Origin of the sequence: Bradyrhizobium sp. CCBAU 45394 (assembly GCF_028128655.1) — a bacterium.
GTDB lineage: Bacteria > Pseudomonadota > Alphaproteobacteria > Rhizobiales > Xanthobacteraceae > Bradyrhizobium > Bradyrhizobium diazoefficiens.
In genome coordinates, this window is sequence record NZ_LBIX01000168.1 from 40992 (window position 1) to 54613 (window position 13622).

Below are 13622 nucleotides of genomic sequence, written 5' to 3' on the forward strand. Positions count from 1 at the left end.
CAGGAAACGCCATGGCCACTCACCGCACGACCTCCGCCGCTATCCTGCTGATCACGCTGGCGCTCGCAGGCACCGCCGCACGCGCCGAGATCAAAGGCGACGCCATCCGGATCGGCGTCCTCACCGACATGAACGGGATCTTCGCCACCGCCATGGGTCCGGGCTCGGTCGAGGCGGCGCGAATGGCGGCGGAGGAGTTCGGCGGCAAGATCAACGGCAAGCCCATCGAGATTTTGCAGGCCGATCACCAGAACAAGCCGGACCTTGCAGGCTCACTCGCGCGAAAATGGTTCAGCGACGGCGTGCAGGCGATCGCGGACGGTGGCAGTTCGGGCGCGGCGCTCGCGGTGCAGGAGCTGGTGCGCGGCAACGGCAGGATCTTCCTCGTCTCCGGCGCCGGCGCCAACCAGCTCACGGATGAGGCCTGCGCGCCGACCAGCGTGCAATGGACCCAGGACGCCTACTCCACCGCGACTGCCGTGGTCTCCGGCATCATGCAGACCAGCAAGGAGCCATGGTTCTTCATCACCGGCGACTACGCCTTCGGCCATTCGATCGAGGCGACCGCGCGCGCCCGCATCACCGAGCTTGGCGGCAAGGTTGCTGGCGGCGTTAAAGCCCAGCTCGGCACGCCCGACTACAGCTCGTTCCTACTCCAGGCGCAGTCCTCGGGCGCAAAGGTCCTGGCGATCAACGTCGCCGGCGACAACGCCACCGCGATCAAGCAGGCCGAAGAATTCGGGCTCGCCGCGCAGGGCATGAAGATCGTGCCGATGTCGTTCCAGAATGTCGACATCGAAGCGGTCGGCCTGAAGGCCACGCGCGGCGACCTTATCGTGACCTCGTTCTTCGAGGATATCTCGCCGGCGGCGCGGAAATTTTCCGATGCGTTCTATGCGCGCCGCAAGGCGATGCCCTCACAGATCCAGGCCGGGGTCTATTCCGCCGTACGCCACTATCTGCAGGCCATCAAGGACACCGATACGGACGACAGCGCGATCGTGATGGCCAAGATGAAGGCGACGCCAGTGTCGGATGCCTACACCACCAACGGCCGCATCCGCGAGGACCAGCGCATGGTGCACGATCTCTATCTGGTCCAGGTCAAGACGCCGGAAGAGTCGAAAGGCCCGTGGGATTTCGTCAAGCTGGTCGCGACGATCCCGCCCGACCAGGCCTTCCGCCCGCTCGACCGCAGCAAGTGCAGCCTGGTCGGCAAGTAAAGCGTTTTCAAGCGAAGTGGATACCGGTTCGCGTTAAGAAAACGCGTCAAAATAGGAATCAACCCTCAGGCGAGATAGCGCGTCAGATAGCCTTCCATCGCGTAGAGCGCGCAGAGCGCCAGGCTCGACCACACCGCGGCGCTGAAATACAGGAACATCCAGGTCAGCTCGCCCTTCCAGTGCGCGATGTCGTGGGTCACCACCCAGCGGGTCGAGACGTCATGCAGGCCTTCGAGGAAGCCCAGGAACCTGCCGCCCTCGGCATGCCCTGCCCGCCAGCGGCTGAGATACATCGGCACGTCGACGGTGACGAGGAAGGCGAGGAAGCAGGCGATGCCGACGATGCCGGCGATCAGAGCCCAGCGCACCACGCCCTGGAATTCCGGCATCAGGCGGCACAGCGCGATGCCGGCGAGGAAGAAGGTCACCGCCCACAGCGAATTCTCGATCGCGTTGTAGAGATAGTTGGTGGTCACGACCGCGTACCACGAGAAACACTCCGCGATGATGATCACGGGCACGATCACCCACGCGATGTTCACGGCCGTCTCGGCACCCGTCATGGTGCCGAGCTGATGCAGGATCACCGCCCATTGCGCGGCGAAGCAGACTTCGGCCACCGTCGCGACCGAGCGGCCGACAAAGACGCTCGAGAGCCAGGTGTCGAACAGGCAGATGCGCTGCACGTCGGCGCGCGGCAGGAACGAGCGGAAGGCGCAGCCGAACACATACCCCGCGCAGAGCAGGAACATCAGCCCGATGTCGGAGCCGCCGCCGACGCTGCCCGCAACCGTCGGGTAGAACTCGCGATACAGCATGAACCAGACGAGGATGTTGGCGCTGCTGACGAGCGTGAGCGACCCCCACCACCACGCGAGGGGATTTGACCGCGCCTGCCACTGCAACATGAATCGCTCCGCTGTAATCGATGTGACATCTATTCGTAATAATCCTGTCACAGGAAATCTGTGTGCGGCTCGGCTCGCGCTCGTCTTTTTTGCCCGCGGTAACGACGGAGAGCGTGTCCACATATTGGACGGAAGAGGCAAAATTGTCGAATCTATTGGACAAGCCAGCGGAGCGGGTCCATTAAAACTCCCATGGCTCGAACCGCGTCCAAACCGCCTCCCGCCTCCTCATCCGCGGCCGCAGTGCTGGCTTCGAGCGCGGATGACGCCGCGTTCGCGACGACGCTGGCAAAGGGCCTCGTGGTGCTCGAGGCGTTCAAGGCCGGAACGACGCAGCTCGGCAACATGGAGCTGTCGACGCTGACGGGGATTCCGCGGCCGACGGTGGCACGGCTGACGCATACGCTCGCCGAGCTCGGCTACCTCCGCTACGACGTCGAACGTACGAAATACCGCGTCGGGGCACGCGCCCTGCGGATGGCGCATCCGCTGCTTGCCGACATGCAGTTCCGCCAGGTCGCGCGCCCGATGATGATGGAGCTGGCGCAGAGCGTGCGCGGCACGGTCTCGATCGGCCTGCTCGACGCCACGTCGATGATCTATGTCGAGACCGCGCGCTCCGGCGATGTCGGCCCGCACGTCCCCGACATCGGCATGCCCATTCCCGTAGTGATGACGGCAATGGGCCGCGCCGCGGCGGCGACGTTGCCGCCGGCCGATGCAGTGCTGCTCGAACAGCAGATCGCAAGCGAGGATGCCGAGCTGTGGTCGGCCTTTCGCGACAGATATCGCGCCGGCCTTGCACAATGCGCCAGCCGCGGATTTTGCACCTGCTGGGGCGAGTACATGGCCTCGATCCACGCCGTCGCCGCGCCGCTGTTTCATGCAGATGAGACGAGGCGGTCGTTCTCAATCAATTGCGGCATTCCCGCGTTCCGGCTCCAGCCCGGCCAATTGGAGGCCGAGATCGGCCCGCGCATCGCCGCCCTCGCCGACAGCATCCGCGCCATCGTCGGCGCGGCAGGGCCGGCGGCCGAGACACAAAAGCAAAACAAGAAGAGGGCCAGGAAATGAACAAGACAACTGGCGCTCCACCACCGGGAGGCCAACATGACTGTCACACGCCGAACATTGCTGGGCACCCTCGCCCTTGCCCTGTCCGGGCTTCCAGTCTCCGCGCGCGCTGAGGACCTTTGGCCGTCGCACATGGTGCGGCTGATCTCGCCCTACGGGCCCGGCGGCTCCAACGACATCTCGCTGCGTCTGCTCGCCGAAGAGTTCGGCCGCAGCCTGCACCGGCAATTCATCGTCGAGAACAAGCCGGGCGCCGGCACGCGCATTGCGAACGATCTCGTCGCGCATGCGCCGGGCGACGGCTACACCATTCTCTATGTCGCGGCCCCCTATGCCACCGCCGAGGCGCTGTTCGGCAAGCTGACCTATGATCGCAAGGATCCTCGGCCGGTCGCGATGGCGGTGATCGCGCCGCTGTTCCTGATCATCAGCGCGGAAGCGCCGTTCAAGACGCTGCCGGACCTGATCGCCTACGGCAAATCGAAGCCGGACGGACTGACCTTCGCCTCACCCGGCGCCGGCTCGCAGCCGCATCTTGCCGGCGAGCTCCTGTTCAGTGATGCCGGCGTCAAGGGTCTCAACATCCCGTTCCGCGGTGACGCGGCGTCCTACACCGAGCTGCTCGCCGGCCGCGTCGATGCCACGCTGACCGCACTCCCGACGGCGCTGCCCTACATCCAGAGCGGCAAGTTCGCCGTGCTCGGCGTCGCCTCAAGCGAGCGCAGCCCGCTCTATCCGCAGGCTCCGACGCTGCGCGAGCAAGGCTTTCCCAACGTGATCGCCGCCGGCTGGTTCGGCTTCATGGCGCCGGCCACAACGCCGCAGCCGATCGTCGACAAGCTGCAGACCGAAGTCTCGCGCGTGCTCGCCGACCCCGCCGTGAAGGACAAGCTCACCGCCCAGGGCCTGGAAGTGCGCACCGGCACCGCCGCCGAATTCGGCCAGTTCATCGACAGCGAGACCCAGAGGTGGGCCGGATTGATCCGCGAGGCCGGGCTGAAGGGGGAGTGACAGCCGAGGTGGACGAGTGAGGGGCGCCATCGACCTCCTCTCGTCATGGCCGGGCTTGTCCCGGCCATCCACGCCTGACCGCGCGGCACGTAGAACGTGGATGCCCGGGCCTTCGCCTCGCCGGAGCGGCTTCGGCCGCGCAGGCGGGACAAGCCCGGGCATGACGACTGACGGTGCAGCTACCTCTTCAACGCGCCCACATAAGCCGCGAGCTTGTCCAGCGTCTGGTAGCCGTATTCGACGGCGCCGAAGCTGATCATGCCATCGCGCTGCTCCGTGCTCGAGGCCAGTTGCCGCATCATCAGCACGGTCTTGCCGTTGCTCTGCTCGGCGAAGGTGACGGTGAAGCGAAACATGCCGGGATCGTCGTCCCCGTCGACGCCATGGTCCATCTCCATCAAGGACGGCCGCTCGATGCGCCGAAAGCGCATGCGGTTCGGATAGACGGTGCCGTCGGGGCCGATCATGTTGAAGCGCCAGACGCCGCCCACCCGCACGTCGATCTCGAAGGTCTCGATCTTGAAACCCTTGGGCCCGAACCATTGCGGCAGGTGCTTCGGATCGGACCACGCCTCGAACACCAGATCGCGCGGCGCGTCGATCACGCGCGACATCACGATCTCGCGGTCGAGCGACCATTGCGACAAAGCGGGATTGGCAGAATTCGTCATCACTCAGAACCTTTCCGTTTGGTTGTTCGGGACGGCCGCTTGACGGCCGCCCTCTCCTTCTCTTTCTTGAGCTTCATCACGTAAGCCTCGAACCGGTCGAGGCGCGCCTCCCAGATCGCGCGCTGCTGCTGGAACCAGTCCTCCGCGCCGACGAGCGCGTCCGGGCTGAGGCGGCAGGTGCGCACGCGGCCGGATTTCTCCGACAGGACGAGCCCGCTCGTCTCCAGCACATGGACGTGCTTCATGAAGCTCGGCAGCGCCATCTCGAACGGCTCGGCGAGCTCGCCGACCGAGGCCTCGCCGGCGCATAGCCGCATCACGATCGCCCGCCGTGTCGGGTCGGCGAGCGCGGAAAAAATCTGGTCCAGTCGAGACAATTGGTTAGCCATGAAGCTAACTATAGGCCCGTCGCGAACCCGCGTCAATATTTGTTAGCCGACAAGCTAAGTAAAATCCGTCGTCGACGCGGCCGTGCGCTGGATAGGCGGCTAGAAGGTTCGCTACGGAACTTCCAACGCGCGATTGTGAATTGAGGCGGGACGCGGTTTGCAGGTACGACTGGCGCCGGGGGCGTCGGCAATCTGTTCATCAAGCGCGTGTCCTCTCTTGTCACCTTACGATCTCTTTCGATCAGCCGGCGCGGCTTCGCCAGGGCGGCCCTGCTTCCGCTCGCAATCGGCCTCATCAGGCCGCGCGAGGCGGCTGCGGATTCCGACATGATCGCGCAGATGCGCGACATCGTCGCCAATGAGCTGGCGCCGACCGCGACGCCGGACCAACCGGGCGGCCTCGCCGCCGCGCTCTATGCCGGCCGCCATGTCGAGTTCTTCAACTACGGCTTTGCCGACGACACCATGCGACGGCCGGTCACGTCGGACACGTTGTTCAACCTCGGCTCGCTGCGCAAGCCGTTCGAGGCGACGCTGGTCGCGCTCGGCACGCTCCGGGGCGAGCTGCGGCTCGACGACCGCCTGCCGAAATACCTGCCCGAGCTCACCGGCGACTCTATCCGCCGCGTCACCGTCGGCGAACTCGTCACGCACACGTCGGGACTGCTGCTGCCGACCGACCACCCGCCCTGGCCGAACGAGGAGTTCTCGCGCGCACAGTTCATCGAGATGCTCAACGCCTGGAGACCGCAGTCTGGCGAGGCGCCCGGCAAGCAGCGCATCTACAGCCATGCCGGCTATGTGCTGCTCCAGCTCGTGCTCGAACGCTGTTACGGCACGCCGATCGCAACCCAGCTCGAACAGCGCATCTTCAAGCCGCTCGGTATGACCGCGACCTCGGTGCCCGAACGCGGCGAGGACAACCGTGCCGTCATGGATGCAGCGTGGATGCAGCGGGTCGTCCAGGGCTATTCGGATCAGGGCATGGCGATCGGCCCGCCCGGCAACCAGCAGAGCTATTTCGATTTCCCCGGCACCGGCCAGATATTCTCTTCGCCGCGGGATCTTTCGACCTTCGTTGCGGCCTGCGTCGATGGCCACTCGGTCGACCCGCATTTGCGCGAGGCGCTGAGGATGACGCAGCACGAGACCTTCCGCGTCGACGAGAAATTCGGGCAAGGCATGGCGTGGGAGACGGTGCATCTTCCCGAGGCCACCGTCGTCGACAAGCCGGGCGGCCTCAACAACGCCTCCGGCTATCTCGGCCTCGTGCCGGCGCGGCGGATCGGCATCGTGCTGCTGGCCAATCGCGGCGAATATCCGCACGAGATCGCGCGCTACAGGATCCTGCCCGCGCTGGCGAAGCTCGTGGCCTCGCACTGAAGCCGGCCCTCGAAACAGAAAGCCCCGGCTGAGCCGGGGCTTTCCACGCCAGATTCGGAACGGGATGAAGCTCAGTATCTGGCGACGACTGGTCCGCCGAACTTGTAGTTCACGCCGACGCGCACGATGTTCGACTTGAGATCGACCGAGTGGGTGTAGACGTTGCTCGGAAATGCGATGGCCGGCACGAAGGCAGCAAGGTTCGTGCTGGTCGCGCTGGCGCGTCCGAGATCGACATAGAGATATTCGGCCTTGAGCGACCAGCCGCCGCCGAACGCATATTCGGTGCCCACGCCCGCGGTCCAGCCGAGACGCGTGTCGCGGATCGCGCTCGACTCGGTTGCTCCCGCAAACGTGTCGGTGAAGTTGAAATTGCCCTTGACCTCCGCGATCGCGGCGCCGCCCGTGGCGTAGAGCAGCCAGGTCGGAGCGGCCAGGAAGCCGATACGGCCGCGGATGGTCGCGAGCCAGTCGGCCGAGACCGACGACGACACCGTAAAGCCGGTCGGCGCGCAGCAGGGATAAAGCGCCGAACCGGTCGCACTGCCCTTGAAGCCGAAATAGTTGATGTCGCCTTCGAGGCCGAGCACGGCATGGTTGACCTGCCAGTTGTAGCCGGCGGTGAAGCCGCCGGTCACGCTGGAGCTGTTGATGCCCTGGGCGCCGACCGTGTTGATGGCGGGAACGCTGCTGGCCGCGAAATAGCCCGTCGGAGAAAACACGGTCGAGGTGCTGGGATCGGAGCTGCCCCACTGCCCGCCGACATTGCCGCCGACGTAAAATCCGGTCCAGTTGTAAGCCGGCGCCATCATCGGCGCCTTGGTGTAATGCGCCGCGAGGTCGGCCGCCTGCACCGATGCGGTGCCCAAAACAACCGAAGCGACCGCCAGCAAAAACTTCTTCATTCTAGTCTCCTTGCCCACGCGATCAGCTCGCGTTTCGAATGCGCGCGGGCGGAAGGCATCCGGCGCAGATCGGGCATAGGCCGCCGGCCCCATGCCGTCTTGGGCTGCGGCGAAGTTCATAGGGACTGTGACGTAGTGTGCGCCCCACGTCGTGCGAACGGACGAGGAGTGTGACCCAAGAGCCACGCCTCGCCCTTCATCCGTGGCGCGCTACGCGCGCCGGTGTCGCATCACGACAAGGCGGCGCGAGCGCGATTCGAATCTGTCGGCGTCAGACCGAGCGCGTCAGCCCACCATCCACACGGATGTTCTGGCCGGTGATGTAGGCTGCGCCGTCGGACGCCAGGAACGCGATCGTCGCCGCGATCTCCTCGACCTTGCCGTAGCGCTTCATCGGCACGCTGTCGCGGCGCGCATCTAGCTGCGGCAGGCTGTCGATCCAGCCCGGCAGAACGTTGTTCATGCGGATGTTGTCGGCGGCATGGGTGTCGGTGAAGATCTTGGTGAAGGCGGCAAGGCCTGCGCGGAACACCGCCGATGTCGGAAACATCGCGCTCGGCTCGAATGCCCAGGCGGTCGAGATATTGATGATGGCGCCAGCCTTCTGTGCCTGCATCACCGGCGTCACCAACCGGGTCGGCCGGATCACGTTGAGCAGATATGTATCGAGGCCGGTGTGCCACTGCTCGTCGGTAATCTCCGTGATCGGCGCGCGCGGCCCGTGGCCCGCACTGTTGACGAGCACGTCGATACGCCCCCACTTCGCCATCGCGCCGTCGACGAGGCGCTTCAGATCTTCATTCGACTTGTTGGAGCCGGTGACGCCAAGCCCGCCGAGCTCGGCCGCCAGCGCCTCGCCCTTGCCGGAGGACGACAGGATCGCGACGCGGAAGCCGTCGGCCGCAAGCCGCCACGCAGCCCCTGCCCCCATGCCGCTGCCGCCGGCGGTGACGAGTGCGACTTTCTCTGCTGCCATGACTGATCATCCCTGTCTTGAGGCGAGCCGCGGGCCCGGCCTATCATGAGGCCTTCTACCGCCAGACTTGCCGGCAGGTCCACCGTCGAAGGCATCCATGATGAGCGATTTGCAGATTCGCAATTTGCGCCCCGAGGAGATCTCGATCGCCGTCGACTGGGCCGCTGCCGAGGGCTGGAATCCGGGCCTCTCCGACGCCGCCTGCTTCGCGATATCAGACGCGCAAGGCTTCTTCGTCGGCGAGATCGACGGCGAGCCGGTCGCGACCGTCTCCTGTGTCAATTACGACGACCGCTTCGCCTTTCTCGGCTTCTACATCGTGCGTGAAAGTTTTCGCGGTTCCGGCCACGGCCTGCGCATCTGGAACGCGGCGATCGCGCATGCGCGCCCCCGCGTGATCGGCCTCGACGGCGTCGTGGCGCAGCAGGACAACTACAGAAAGTCCGGTTTCCAGCTTGCCTACGCCAATATCCGCTATGGCGGCAGCCTCACCGCGCCGCCGGCGCCTGCCGATATCATCGCGCTCGACAGAATTCCGTTCGCGCTCGTCGAAGCCGACGACGCCACGGTGTTCCCAGCGCCGCGCAGCGCCTTCCTGCGCGCCTGGATCAACACATCAGGACATGTCGGCCGCGCGCTGCTGCGTGATGGCAAGCTTGCCGCATGGGGCGTGATCCGCCGGTGCCGGAGCGGCCACAAGATCGGCCCGCTCGTCGCCGATGATCGCGCCGCCGCGGAGAAGGTCGTGCAGGCGTTGCTGGCGAGTGCGGGCGGCGGCGAAGTCTTCCTCGATGTCCCCGCCGTCAATCGCGAGGCCATCGCGCTCGCGGAACAGCTCGGCCTCAAGCCGGTGTTCGAGACGGCGCGGATGTACACGGGGCCGATCGCGCCGCTGCGGATCGACCGCGTCTTCGGCGTGACCAGCTTTGAGCTGGGCTAGTAGCAGCGCATGATGTTGACGGTGTGCTCGCCGCCGCCGCGGCCGGGCACCGTCACCTGCTCCGTCGGGCAGCTCGGCACGTAGGGCCGGTCGGACGGCACCACGTTCGGCGGGAAGCGATGCGTCCAGTCCCAGGGAACGTCATAGGTATAGGTGTAGCGCACGTCGTTGGAGAGCGGCTGCCCGGCGTCGGCGAAGGGCTGGCCGTAGCCTGCGCCATCGTAGAAGAACCCGCCGCCGCCCGGCCAATAGACCCACGGCGTGTTGCGGCCGCGGAACCGGGCACCCGGCGCGATCGGCGGACGCATTGCCGCAGTCGGCGGCGCCGCAGCCAGCCCATGCGCAGCAACGCCGCCGGGCCTTGAAAAACTGTCGCTGGAAGAAAGGAGCAGCGCGGCTGCGCTGAGCGAGGCGAGCAGCGCCCCATATGATCTGGACATCATGATACGCACCAACTCGTTTGGCTTCGGCGGCTCCCCACCACACGCTAGGCCGGGCTGTCGCCCACCCGCAAACGTATAATTAATTGTTGGTTAAGACACGGGATTAACGGGGAACAAGGTGCGGCAGAACGCCCGGAAGTCCCGGCCTGTTTCAGCGACGTCGTTCCGGCCAACGCGGGTGGCCCGTCGTCCTTTCAGGGACGATGGGCCTCTCTGCGTCAGCAGGACGTGTCAGTGGTCTTGCTGGTGCTTGCGCAGCCAATCGAGCGTGTCCTGCGCATTTCCGGTGCCCTGCGTCACGATCGCGGTGTTTCCGCCGCTGCGCCGGTACACCGTGGTGCGCCCGGGCTCTTTCTCGATCCTGACCTCGGCCTGCGCGGGATCGCCGCTTTGCGTGATCGCCGCCGTCCCGTTTTCGTCCTGGACCACCGTGGTGTGACCGTCGCCGGCCCCGGCCGGCGCCATCGCAACCACGCTCATGAATCCTATTCCGGATGCGAGCAGAAGCAACCTCATGTCATCCCTCCATCATCGGCCGAACTGGAAGATCGCCAGCCAGTTGAAACGTCCGAACTGCCTCACCGCTCCCGAGTTCATGTCGCCGATCTGAAGCAGGAGCGCATTGGTGGAATTGCCGATCTGGGTGATGTCGGCGGTGTTGCTGAGGCCGGACTGACCGACCGCCGCGTTGGTGGTGCCGCCCATCTGGATCACGTTGGCATAGTTGCGCGTGCCGTTCTGGATGATGGTCGCATCCACCGTTCCCGATCCGCCGATCTGGATCACCCGCGCGATATTGACGCGGCTGTTCTCCTCGATCGTGACAGGCTGAACGTCGTTGCCGAATTGCACGATCGTCTCGATGCTCACGTTCGGGTTCGTCACGCTGCGCTGGATGGATCCGGCCGACGCCTGCGTCGCCGCGCCGATGGCGGCAAGCAACGCCGCCACGGCCAGAACCCGCTTCAAGACCTCTCTGCCGCTCCGCATCGCGCTTCCCCGCTGGTTCCCGACGCCGATGAGCTCGCGCGTCTTTACGGACCGGTCTGGACGATCGTCGACGTATTGACCGTGCTGAACTGCGCCACCGTGCCCGTGTTCATGGCCCCGAGCTGCGACACGAGACTGGTCGCCGACTGGCCGGTCTGGCCGACGAAGGCGAAATTGTTCATCCCGGCCTGCCCGACCGACGCCGAATTCGTCCCGCCGAATTGCAGGACGCCCGTGGCATTGTTGGTGCCGTTCTGGACAACGGTCGCGCTGGTGCTGCCGCCGACCATGGACACACCCGCCATGTTGAGCTGACTGTTCTGGTTCAGCACGACCGGCGGGCCGCCGACCGACACGATGGTCTTGATGTCGGCGGTCTGGGCGCCGGCTGATCCGGCGCCGGCGCAGCACAAGGCGAACATTGCGGCGCAGCTGCTTGCCAAGAGGCGTTTCGAGAGACGTTTCATGACGTGCCTCACCACTTCAGAATTGCTCACGGGGTCTGCTGGAGAATCGTCGAGCCGTTCAGGATGCCGAGCTGCCCGACGCCTGCCGTGTTGTTCGCGCCGATCTGGCCGATCAGGCTCGAATTGGAGCCGCCGACCTGGCCGGTCAGCGCCGTGTTGGACGCCGTCGCGGTCGTGCCGCCCTGCCCGGTCACCGCGGTGTTGACGGTGAGGAGCGAGCCCGTCTGCAAGGTGGTCGCCGTATTGGTCGCACCGAACTGCAACGTCGTGGCGTTGTTGCTGGTCGAGCCCGTCTGCGAGATGAAGGAGCTGTTGGTCGTGCCGAACTGCAGCACGCTGGCCGAGTTGCCGGCCTGGGCATCGACGGTGGTCAGTGCACTGAGCGCGATGGCCGTCGCAACGAGATAGGTGATCCGCATGTCATGTTCCTCCGCGAGAATTGGCCGGACGCGCCGTGACGCATCCGGCCGACGAGATGGTTCAGTGCGCCGTCTGCGAGACGGTGCTCGTGTTGATGCCGAAGCTGAGCTGGCCGACGCTGGCGGAGTTGTTCTGGAGCGCGGGCGGCCCGAACGAATTCTGGGTGATCGCGCTGCCGTTGTTGCCGAAGGCCACCTGGCCGGTGGTCGCCGAGTTCTGCACGCCGGCCTGGTTCACAGTGCTGACGTTGTTGAGCGACGGCGAGCTGGTGCCCTGCATGGTGGACGCACCGTTCAGGATGCCGATCTGGGTCGTCGACGAACTGTCATTGGTGAGGCCGTTCTGCGTGACGCTCGAACCGTTCACCAAGCCGACCTGCACCGTGGTCGAAGTATTGGCGGCCTGGGCCGCGGAAGACAGAGCGAGCACGGCAACGGAAGCAAAAAACAATTTGCGCATGGAGTATCCCTTTCTGGCCAAGTTGTCTGACTGGTTTCGGATGCTGGTCCTGAATGCGACCGACATCGTGGGGTGACTCTGAACCGATCGCAGCGATCGCGACAGACTGCAGTTCATGCTAATCGGTACGGACTAGACGAAGCGCTGCATGTCGCCACGCGCAGCCTCAGATTTGCGGCTGTCCTGCACCGGTGCGCGTCGTCTCCGCTTCGCGTCCCATGCTGTCGATCAGCCGCGCCACCTCGATCGGCGAACGCAGCTTGAGCTTTCGCATCATCCGGGCGCGATGGACCTTCACCGTCACTTCGCTCACGCCAAGCCTCGCCGCGATCTGCTTGGCGACAAGCCCCTCGGCCATCAGCAGCATGATCTCGCGCTCCCTCGCCGTCAGCGTCTCGATGCGCAGCCGGGCCTCGCGCACGGCGTATTCGCGTTCCATCCGCCTGCGGTCGCGCTCGATGCCATGCCTGATCGCATCGAGGATCTCCTGCTCGCGAAAGGGTTTTGGTAGAAACTCGACCGCGCCGCGCTTCATCGCCTCGACCGAGACACGGACGTCTGAGTGGCCGCTGATGAAGACGATCGGAATCGGCACGCCCGTCTCGGCGAGCCGGCGCTGCAGCTCGAGACCGGTCGGCGAGGTCCCGGGAAAGCGAACGTCGAGCACGAGGCACGAAGGCCCGCCGGAAAGTCTCTCCGCGAGAAATTCGTCGGTCGACGCAAACAATCTCACCTGGTGTCCGGTCTCCTCGCAGAGACTTCCAATCGCAGTTCGAATCTGAACCTCGTCGTCAACGACGTAAACGGTGGCTTGACCTGAGCTCATGGCAGACGGACTCCCCGGCTTGGGGCTCGATGAGCAAGCAGCGAGCCATCCATTCTTCTTGCAAGCGAGAACAAGGTGCTTGGTTGAATTCGCGGGGATCGAACGAATGGCGTCGGTCCACCGGTTCGACGTCTTAGGGCCAACACTCCGTGAAGACGAGTGAAGGCGTTCACATATCGGGCTTCGTGATTGCAGAGATTCGATCTCGCCACCGGCGGCATCACGGCGAGGCGCGTTATCGCGAATGAAGCAATCCGACGTCGTCGCCGCGGTATCGCCGACTGCGTCATGGCGTCGCCACCCATACGCCGACTTGAACGCCGGCGACTGGCCGCATCGGCCAGATCATACGGGACGTTCAGTCAGCCTATCGAGTTCGATACCGCGCGCAACCTTTGGCATACGCCGGGTATACATTTCACGCAAATCACGAAAAGTCGCACCCCCGCACTTTACTTCTGGATCGCTCAGCGCACCCGACCGTCGCCCCGGCAACGACGACATACTGACGATCGATATTGCTTTTGACAATTTACA

Annotated in this window: 17 protein-coding genes; 6 read left to right on the forward strand and 11 right to left on the reverse strand. The window is 65.1% G+C overall.

Going from position 1 to position 13622, the window contains the following annotated elements:
• The first annotated feature begins 11 nt into the window (after positions 1–11).
• Entirely contained in the window at positions 12–1223 is a 1212-nt protein-coding gene (locus WN73_RS25170) for an ABC transporter substrate-binding protein (protein WP_011088042.1), read from the forward strand.
• Between the two features lie 65 nt (positions 1224–1288).
• Here WN73_RS25170 and WN73_RS25175 read toward each other — a convergent pair whose 3' ends face one another.
• On the reverse strand, positions 1289–2131 hold the full coding sequence (locus WN73_RS25175) for a hypothetical protein (RefSeq protein ID WP_028171453.1): 843 nt from the start codon (positions 2129–2131) through the stop codon (positions 1289–1291).
• Between the two features lie 192 nt (positions 2132–2323).
• On the opposite strand from WN73_RS25175, the gene WN73_RS25180 reads away from it, so the two are divergent.
• Both WN73_RS25180 and WN73_RS25185 read left to right on the forward strand, forming a co-directional pair.
• Positions 2324–3205, forward strand: coding sequence for an IclR family transcriptional regulator (locus WN73_RS25180; protein ID WP_271555304.1), 882 nt, complete (start codon positions 2324–2326; stop codon positions 3203–3205).
• Positions 3206–3241: 36 nt separating this feature from the next.
• Positions 3242–4216: a Bug family tripartite tricarboxylate transporter substrate binding protein gene (locus WN73_RS25185; RefSeq protein ID WP_271555305.1), complete on the forward strand. Its 975-nt coding sequence runs from the start codon at positions 3242–3244 to the stop codon at positions 4214–4216.
• 179 nt (positions 4217–4395) lie between these two features.
• Here the strand turns inward: WN73_RS25185 and WN73_RS25190 are convergent, their stop codons facing one another.
• Positions 4396–4887 (reverse strand): SRPBCC family protein, encoded by a 492-nt coding sequence (locus tag WN73_RS25190; RefSeq protein WP_060912555.1) that lies wholly within the window; start codon positions 4885–4887, stop codon positions 4396–4398.
• Entirely contained in the window at positions 4887–5276 is a 390-nt protein-coding gene (locus WN73_RS25195; protein WP_161534596.1) for an ArsR/SmtB family transcription factor, read from the reverse strand. Before WN73_RS25195 ends, WN73_RS25190 begins: the two co-directional genes overlap by 1 nt.
• A gap of 207 nt (positions 5277–5483) precedes the next feature.
• Here WN73_RS25195 and WN73_RS25200 point away from each other — a divergent pair, with 207 nt between their 5' ends.
• Positions 5484–6659: a serine hydrolase gene (locus WN73_RS25200; RefSeq protein WP_442870128.1), complete on the forward strand. Its 1176-nt coding sequence runs from the start codon at positions 5484–5486 to the stop codon at positions 6657–6659.
• Between the two features lie 71 nt (positions 6660–6730).
• On the opposite strand, the gene WN73_RS25205 is transcribed toward WN73_RS25200, so the two are convergent.
• Both WN73_RS25205 and WN73_RS25210 read right to left on the reverse strand, forming a co-directional pair.
• On the reverse strand, positions 6731–7564 hold the full coding sequence (locus WN73_RS25205) for an outer membrane protein (RefSeq protein ID WP_011088049.1): 834 nt from the start codon (positions 7562–7564) through the stop codon (positions 6731–6733).
• A gap of 271 nt (positions 7565–7835) precedes the next feature.
• Positions 7836–8540: an SDR family oxidoreductase gene (locus tag WN73_RS25210; protein ID WP_271555306.1), complete on the reverse strand. Its 705-nt coding sequence runs from the start codon at positions 8538–8540 to the stop codon at positions 7836–7838.
• 100 nt (positions 8541–8640) lie between these two features.
• Here WN73_RS25210 and WN73_RS25215 point away from each other — a divergent pair, with 100 nt between their 5' ends.
• Positions 8641–9480, forward strand: coding sequence for a GNAT family N-acetyltransferase (locus WN73_RS25215; RefSeq protein WP_271555322.1), 840 nt, complete (start codon positions 8641–8643; stop codon positions 9478–9480).
• Here WN73_RS25215 and WN73_RS25220 read toward each other — a convergent pair.
• The 5 genes from WN73_RS25220 to WN73_RS25240 form a co-directional block, all read right to left on the reverse strand.
• Positions 9477–9923, reverse strand: coding sequence for a hypothetical protein (locus WN73_RS25220; RefSeq protein WP_028171445.1), 447 nt, complete (start codon positions 9921–9923; stop codon positions 9477–9479). The two genes, WN73_RS25215 and WN73_RS25220, sit on opposite strands and share 4 nt — an antisense overlap.
• A gap of 231 nt (positions 9924–10154) precedes the next feature.
• Positions 10155–10439, reverse strand: a complete 285-nt coding sequence (locus tag WN73_RS25225; RefSeq protein WP_028171444.1) for a hypothetical protein — start codon at positions 10437–10439, stop codon at positions 10155–10157.
• A gap of 12 nt (positions 10440–10451) precedes the next feature.
• Positions 10452–10913: a curlin gene (locus WN73_RS25230; protein ID WP_271555307.1), complete on the reverse strand. Its 462-nt coding sequence runs from the start codon at positions 10911–10913 to the stop codon at positions 10452–10454.
• A gap of 44 nt (positions 10914–10957) precedes the next feature.
• Positions 10958–11380, reverse strand: a complete 423-nt coding sequence (locus tag WN73_RS25235; RefSeq protein ID WP_271555308.1) for a curlin — start codon at positions 11378–11380, stop codon at positions 10958–10960.
• A 26-nt stretch (positions 11381–11406) separates the two neighbouring features.
• On the reverse strand, positions 11407–11799 hold the full coding sequence (locus WN73_RS25240) for a curlin (protein WP_011088055.1): 393 nt from the start codon (positions 11797–11799) through the stop codon (positions 11407–11409).
• A 35-nt stretch (positions 11800–11834) separates the two neighbouring features.
• Here WN73_RS25240 and WN73_RS25245 point away from each other — a divergent pair, with 35 nt between their 5' ends.
• Entirely contained in the window at positions 11835–12335 is a 501-nt protein-coding gene (locus WN73_RS25245; RefSeq protein WP_171901290.1) for a hypothetical protein, read from the forward strand.
• A gap of 90 nt (positions 12336–12425) precedes the next feature.
• On the opposite strand, the gene WN73_RS25250 is transcribed toward WN73_RS25245, so the two are convergent.
• Positions 12426–13085 (reverse strand): response regulator transcription factor, encoded by a 660-nt coding sequence (locus WN73_RS25250; RefSeq protein ID WP_271555309.1) that lies wholly within the window; start codon positions 13083–13085, stop codon positions 12426–12428.
• Between the last annotated feature and the right edge of the window lie 537 nt (positions 13086–13622).

Excerpts from the sequence above, each read along its gene's own strand:
- WN73_RS25215 (WP_271555322.1), top strand. The coding sequence starts at position 8,641 with ATGAGCGATTTGCAGATTCGCAATTTGCGCCCCGAGGAGATCTCGATC.
- WN73_RS25170 (WP_011088042.1), top strand. The coding sequence starts at position 12 with ATGGCCACTCACCGCACGACCTCCGCCGCTATCCTGCTGATCACGCTG.
- WN73_RS25185 (WP_271555305.1), top strand. The coding sequence starts at position 3,242 with ATGACTGTCACACGCCGAACATTGCTGGGCACCCTCGCCCTTGCCCTG.
- WN73_RS25205 (WP_011088049.1), bottom strand. The coding sequence starts at position 7,564 with ATGAAGAAGTTTTTGCTGGCGGTCGCTTCGGTTGTTTTGGGCACCGCA.
- WN73_RS25180 (WP_271555304.1), top strand. The coding sequence starts at position 2,324 with ATGGCTCGAACCGCGTCCAAACCGCCTCCCGCCTCCTCATCCGCGGCC.
- WN73_RS25195 (WP_161534596.1), bottom strand. The coding sequence starts at position 5,276 with ATGGCTAACCAATTGTCTCGACTGGACCAGATTTTTTCCGCGCTCGCC.
- WN73_RS25225 (WP_028171444.1), bottom strand. The coding sequence starts at position 10,439 with ATGAGGTTGCTTCTGCTCGCATCCGGAATAGGATTCATGAGCGTGGTT.
- WN73_RS25175 (WP_028171453.1), bottom strand. The coding sequence starts at position 2,131 with ATGTTGCAGTGGCAGGCGCGGTCAAATCCCCTCGCGTGGTGGTGGGGG.
- WN73_RS25250 (WP_271555309.1), bottom strand. The coding sequence starts at position 13,085 with ATGAGCTCAGGTCAAGCCACCGTTTACGTCGTTGACGACGAGGTTCAG.
- WN73_RS25220 (WP_028171445.1), bottom strand. The coding sequence starts at position 9,923 with ATGATGTCCAGATCATATGGGGCGCTGCTCGCCTCGCTCAGCGCAGCC.
- WN73_RS25190 (WP_060912555.1), bottom strand. The coding sequence starts at position 4,887 with ATGACGAATTCTGCCAATCCCGCTTTGTCGCAATGGTCGCTCGACCGC.
- WN73_RS25210 (WP_271555306.1), bottom strand. The coding sequence starts at position 8,540 with ATGGCAGCAGAGAAAGTCGCACTCGTCACCGCCGGCGGCAGCGGCATG.
- WN73_RS25230 (WP_271555307.1), bottom strand. The coding sequence starts at position 10,913 with ATGCGGAGCGGCAGAGAGGTCTTGAAGCGGGTTCTGGCCGTGGCGGCG.
- WN73_RS25240 (WP_011088055.1), bottom strand. The coding sequence starts at position 11,799 with ATGCGGATCACCTATCTCGTTGCGACGGCCATCGCGCTCAGTGCACTG.
- WN73_RS25235 (WP_271555308.1), bottom strand. The coding sequence starts at position 11,380 with ATGAAACGTCTCTCGAAACGCCTCTTGGCAAGCAGCTGCGCCGCAATG.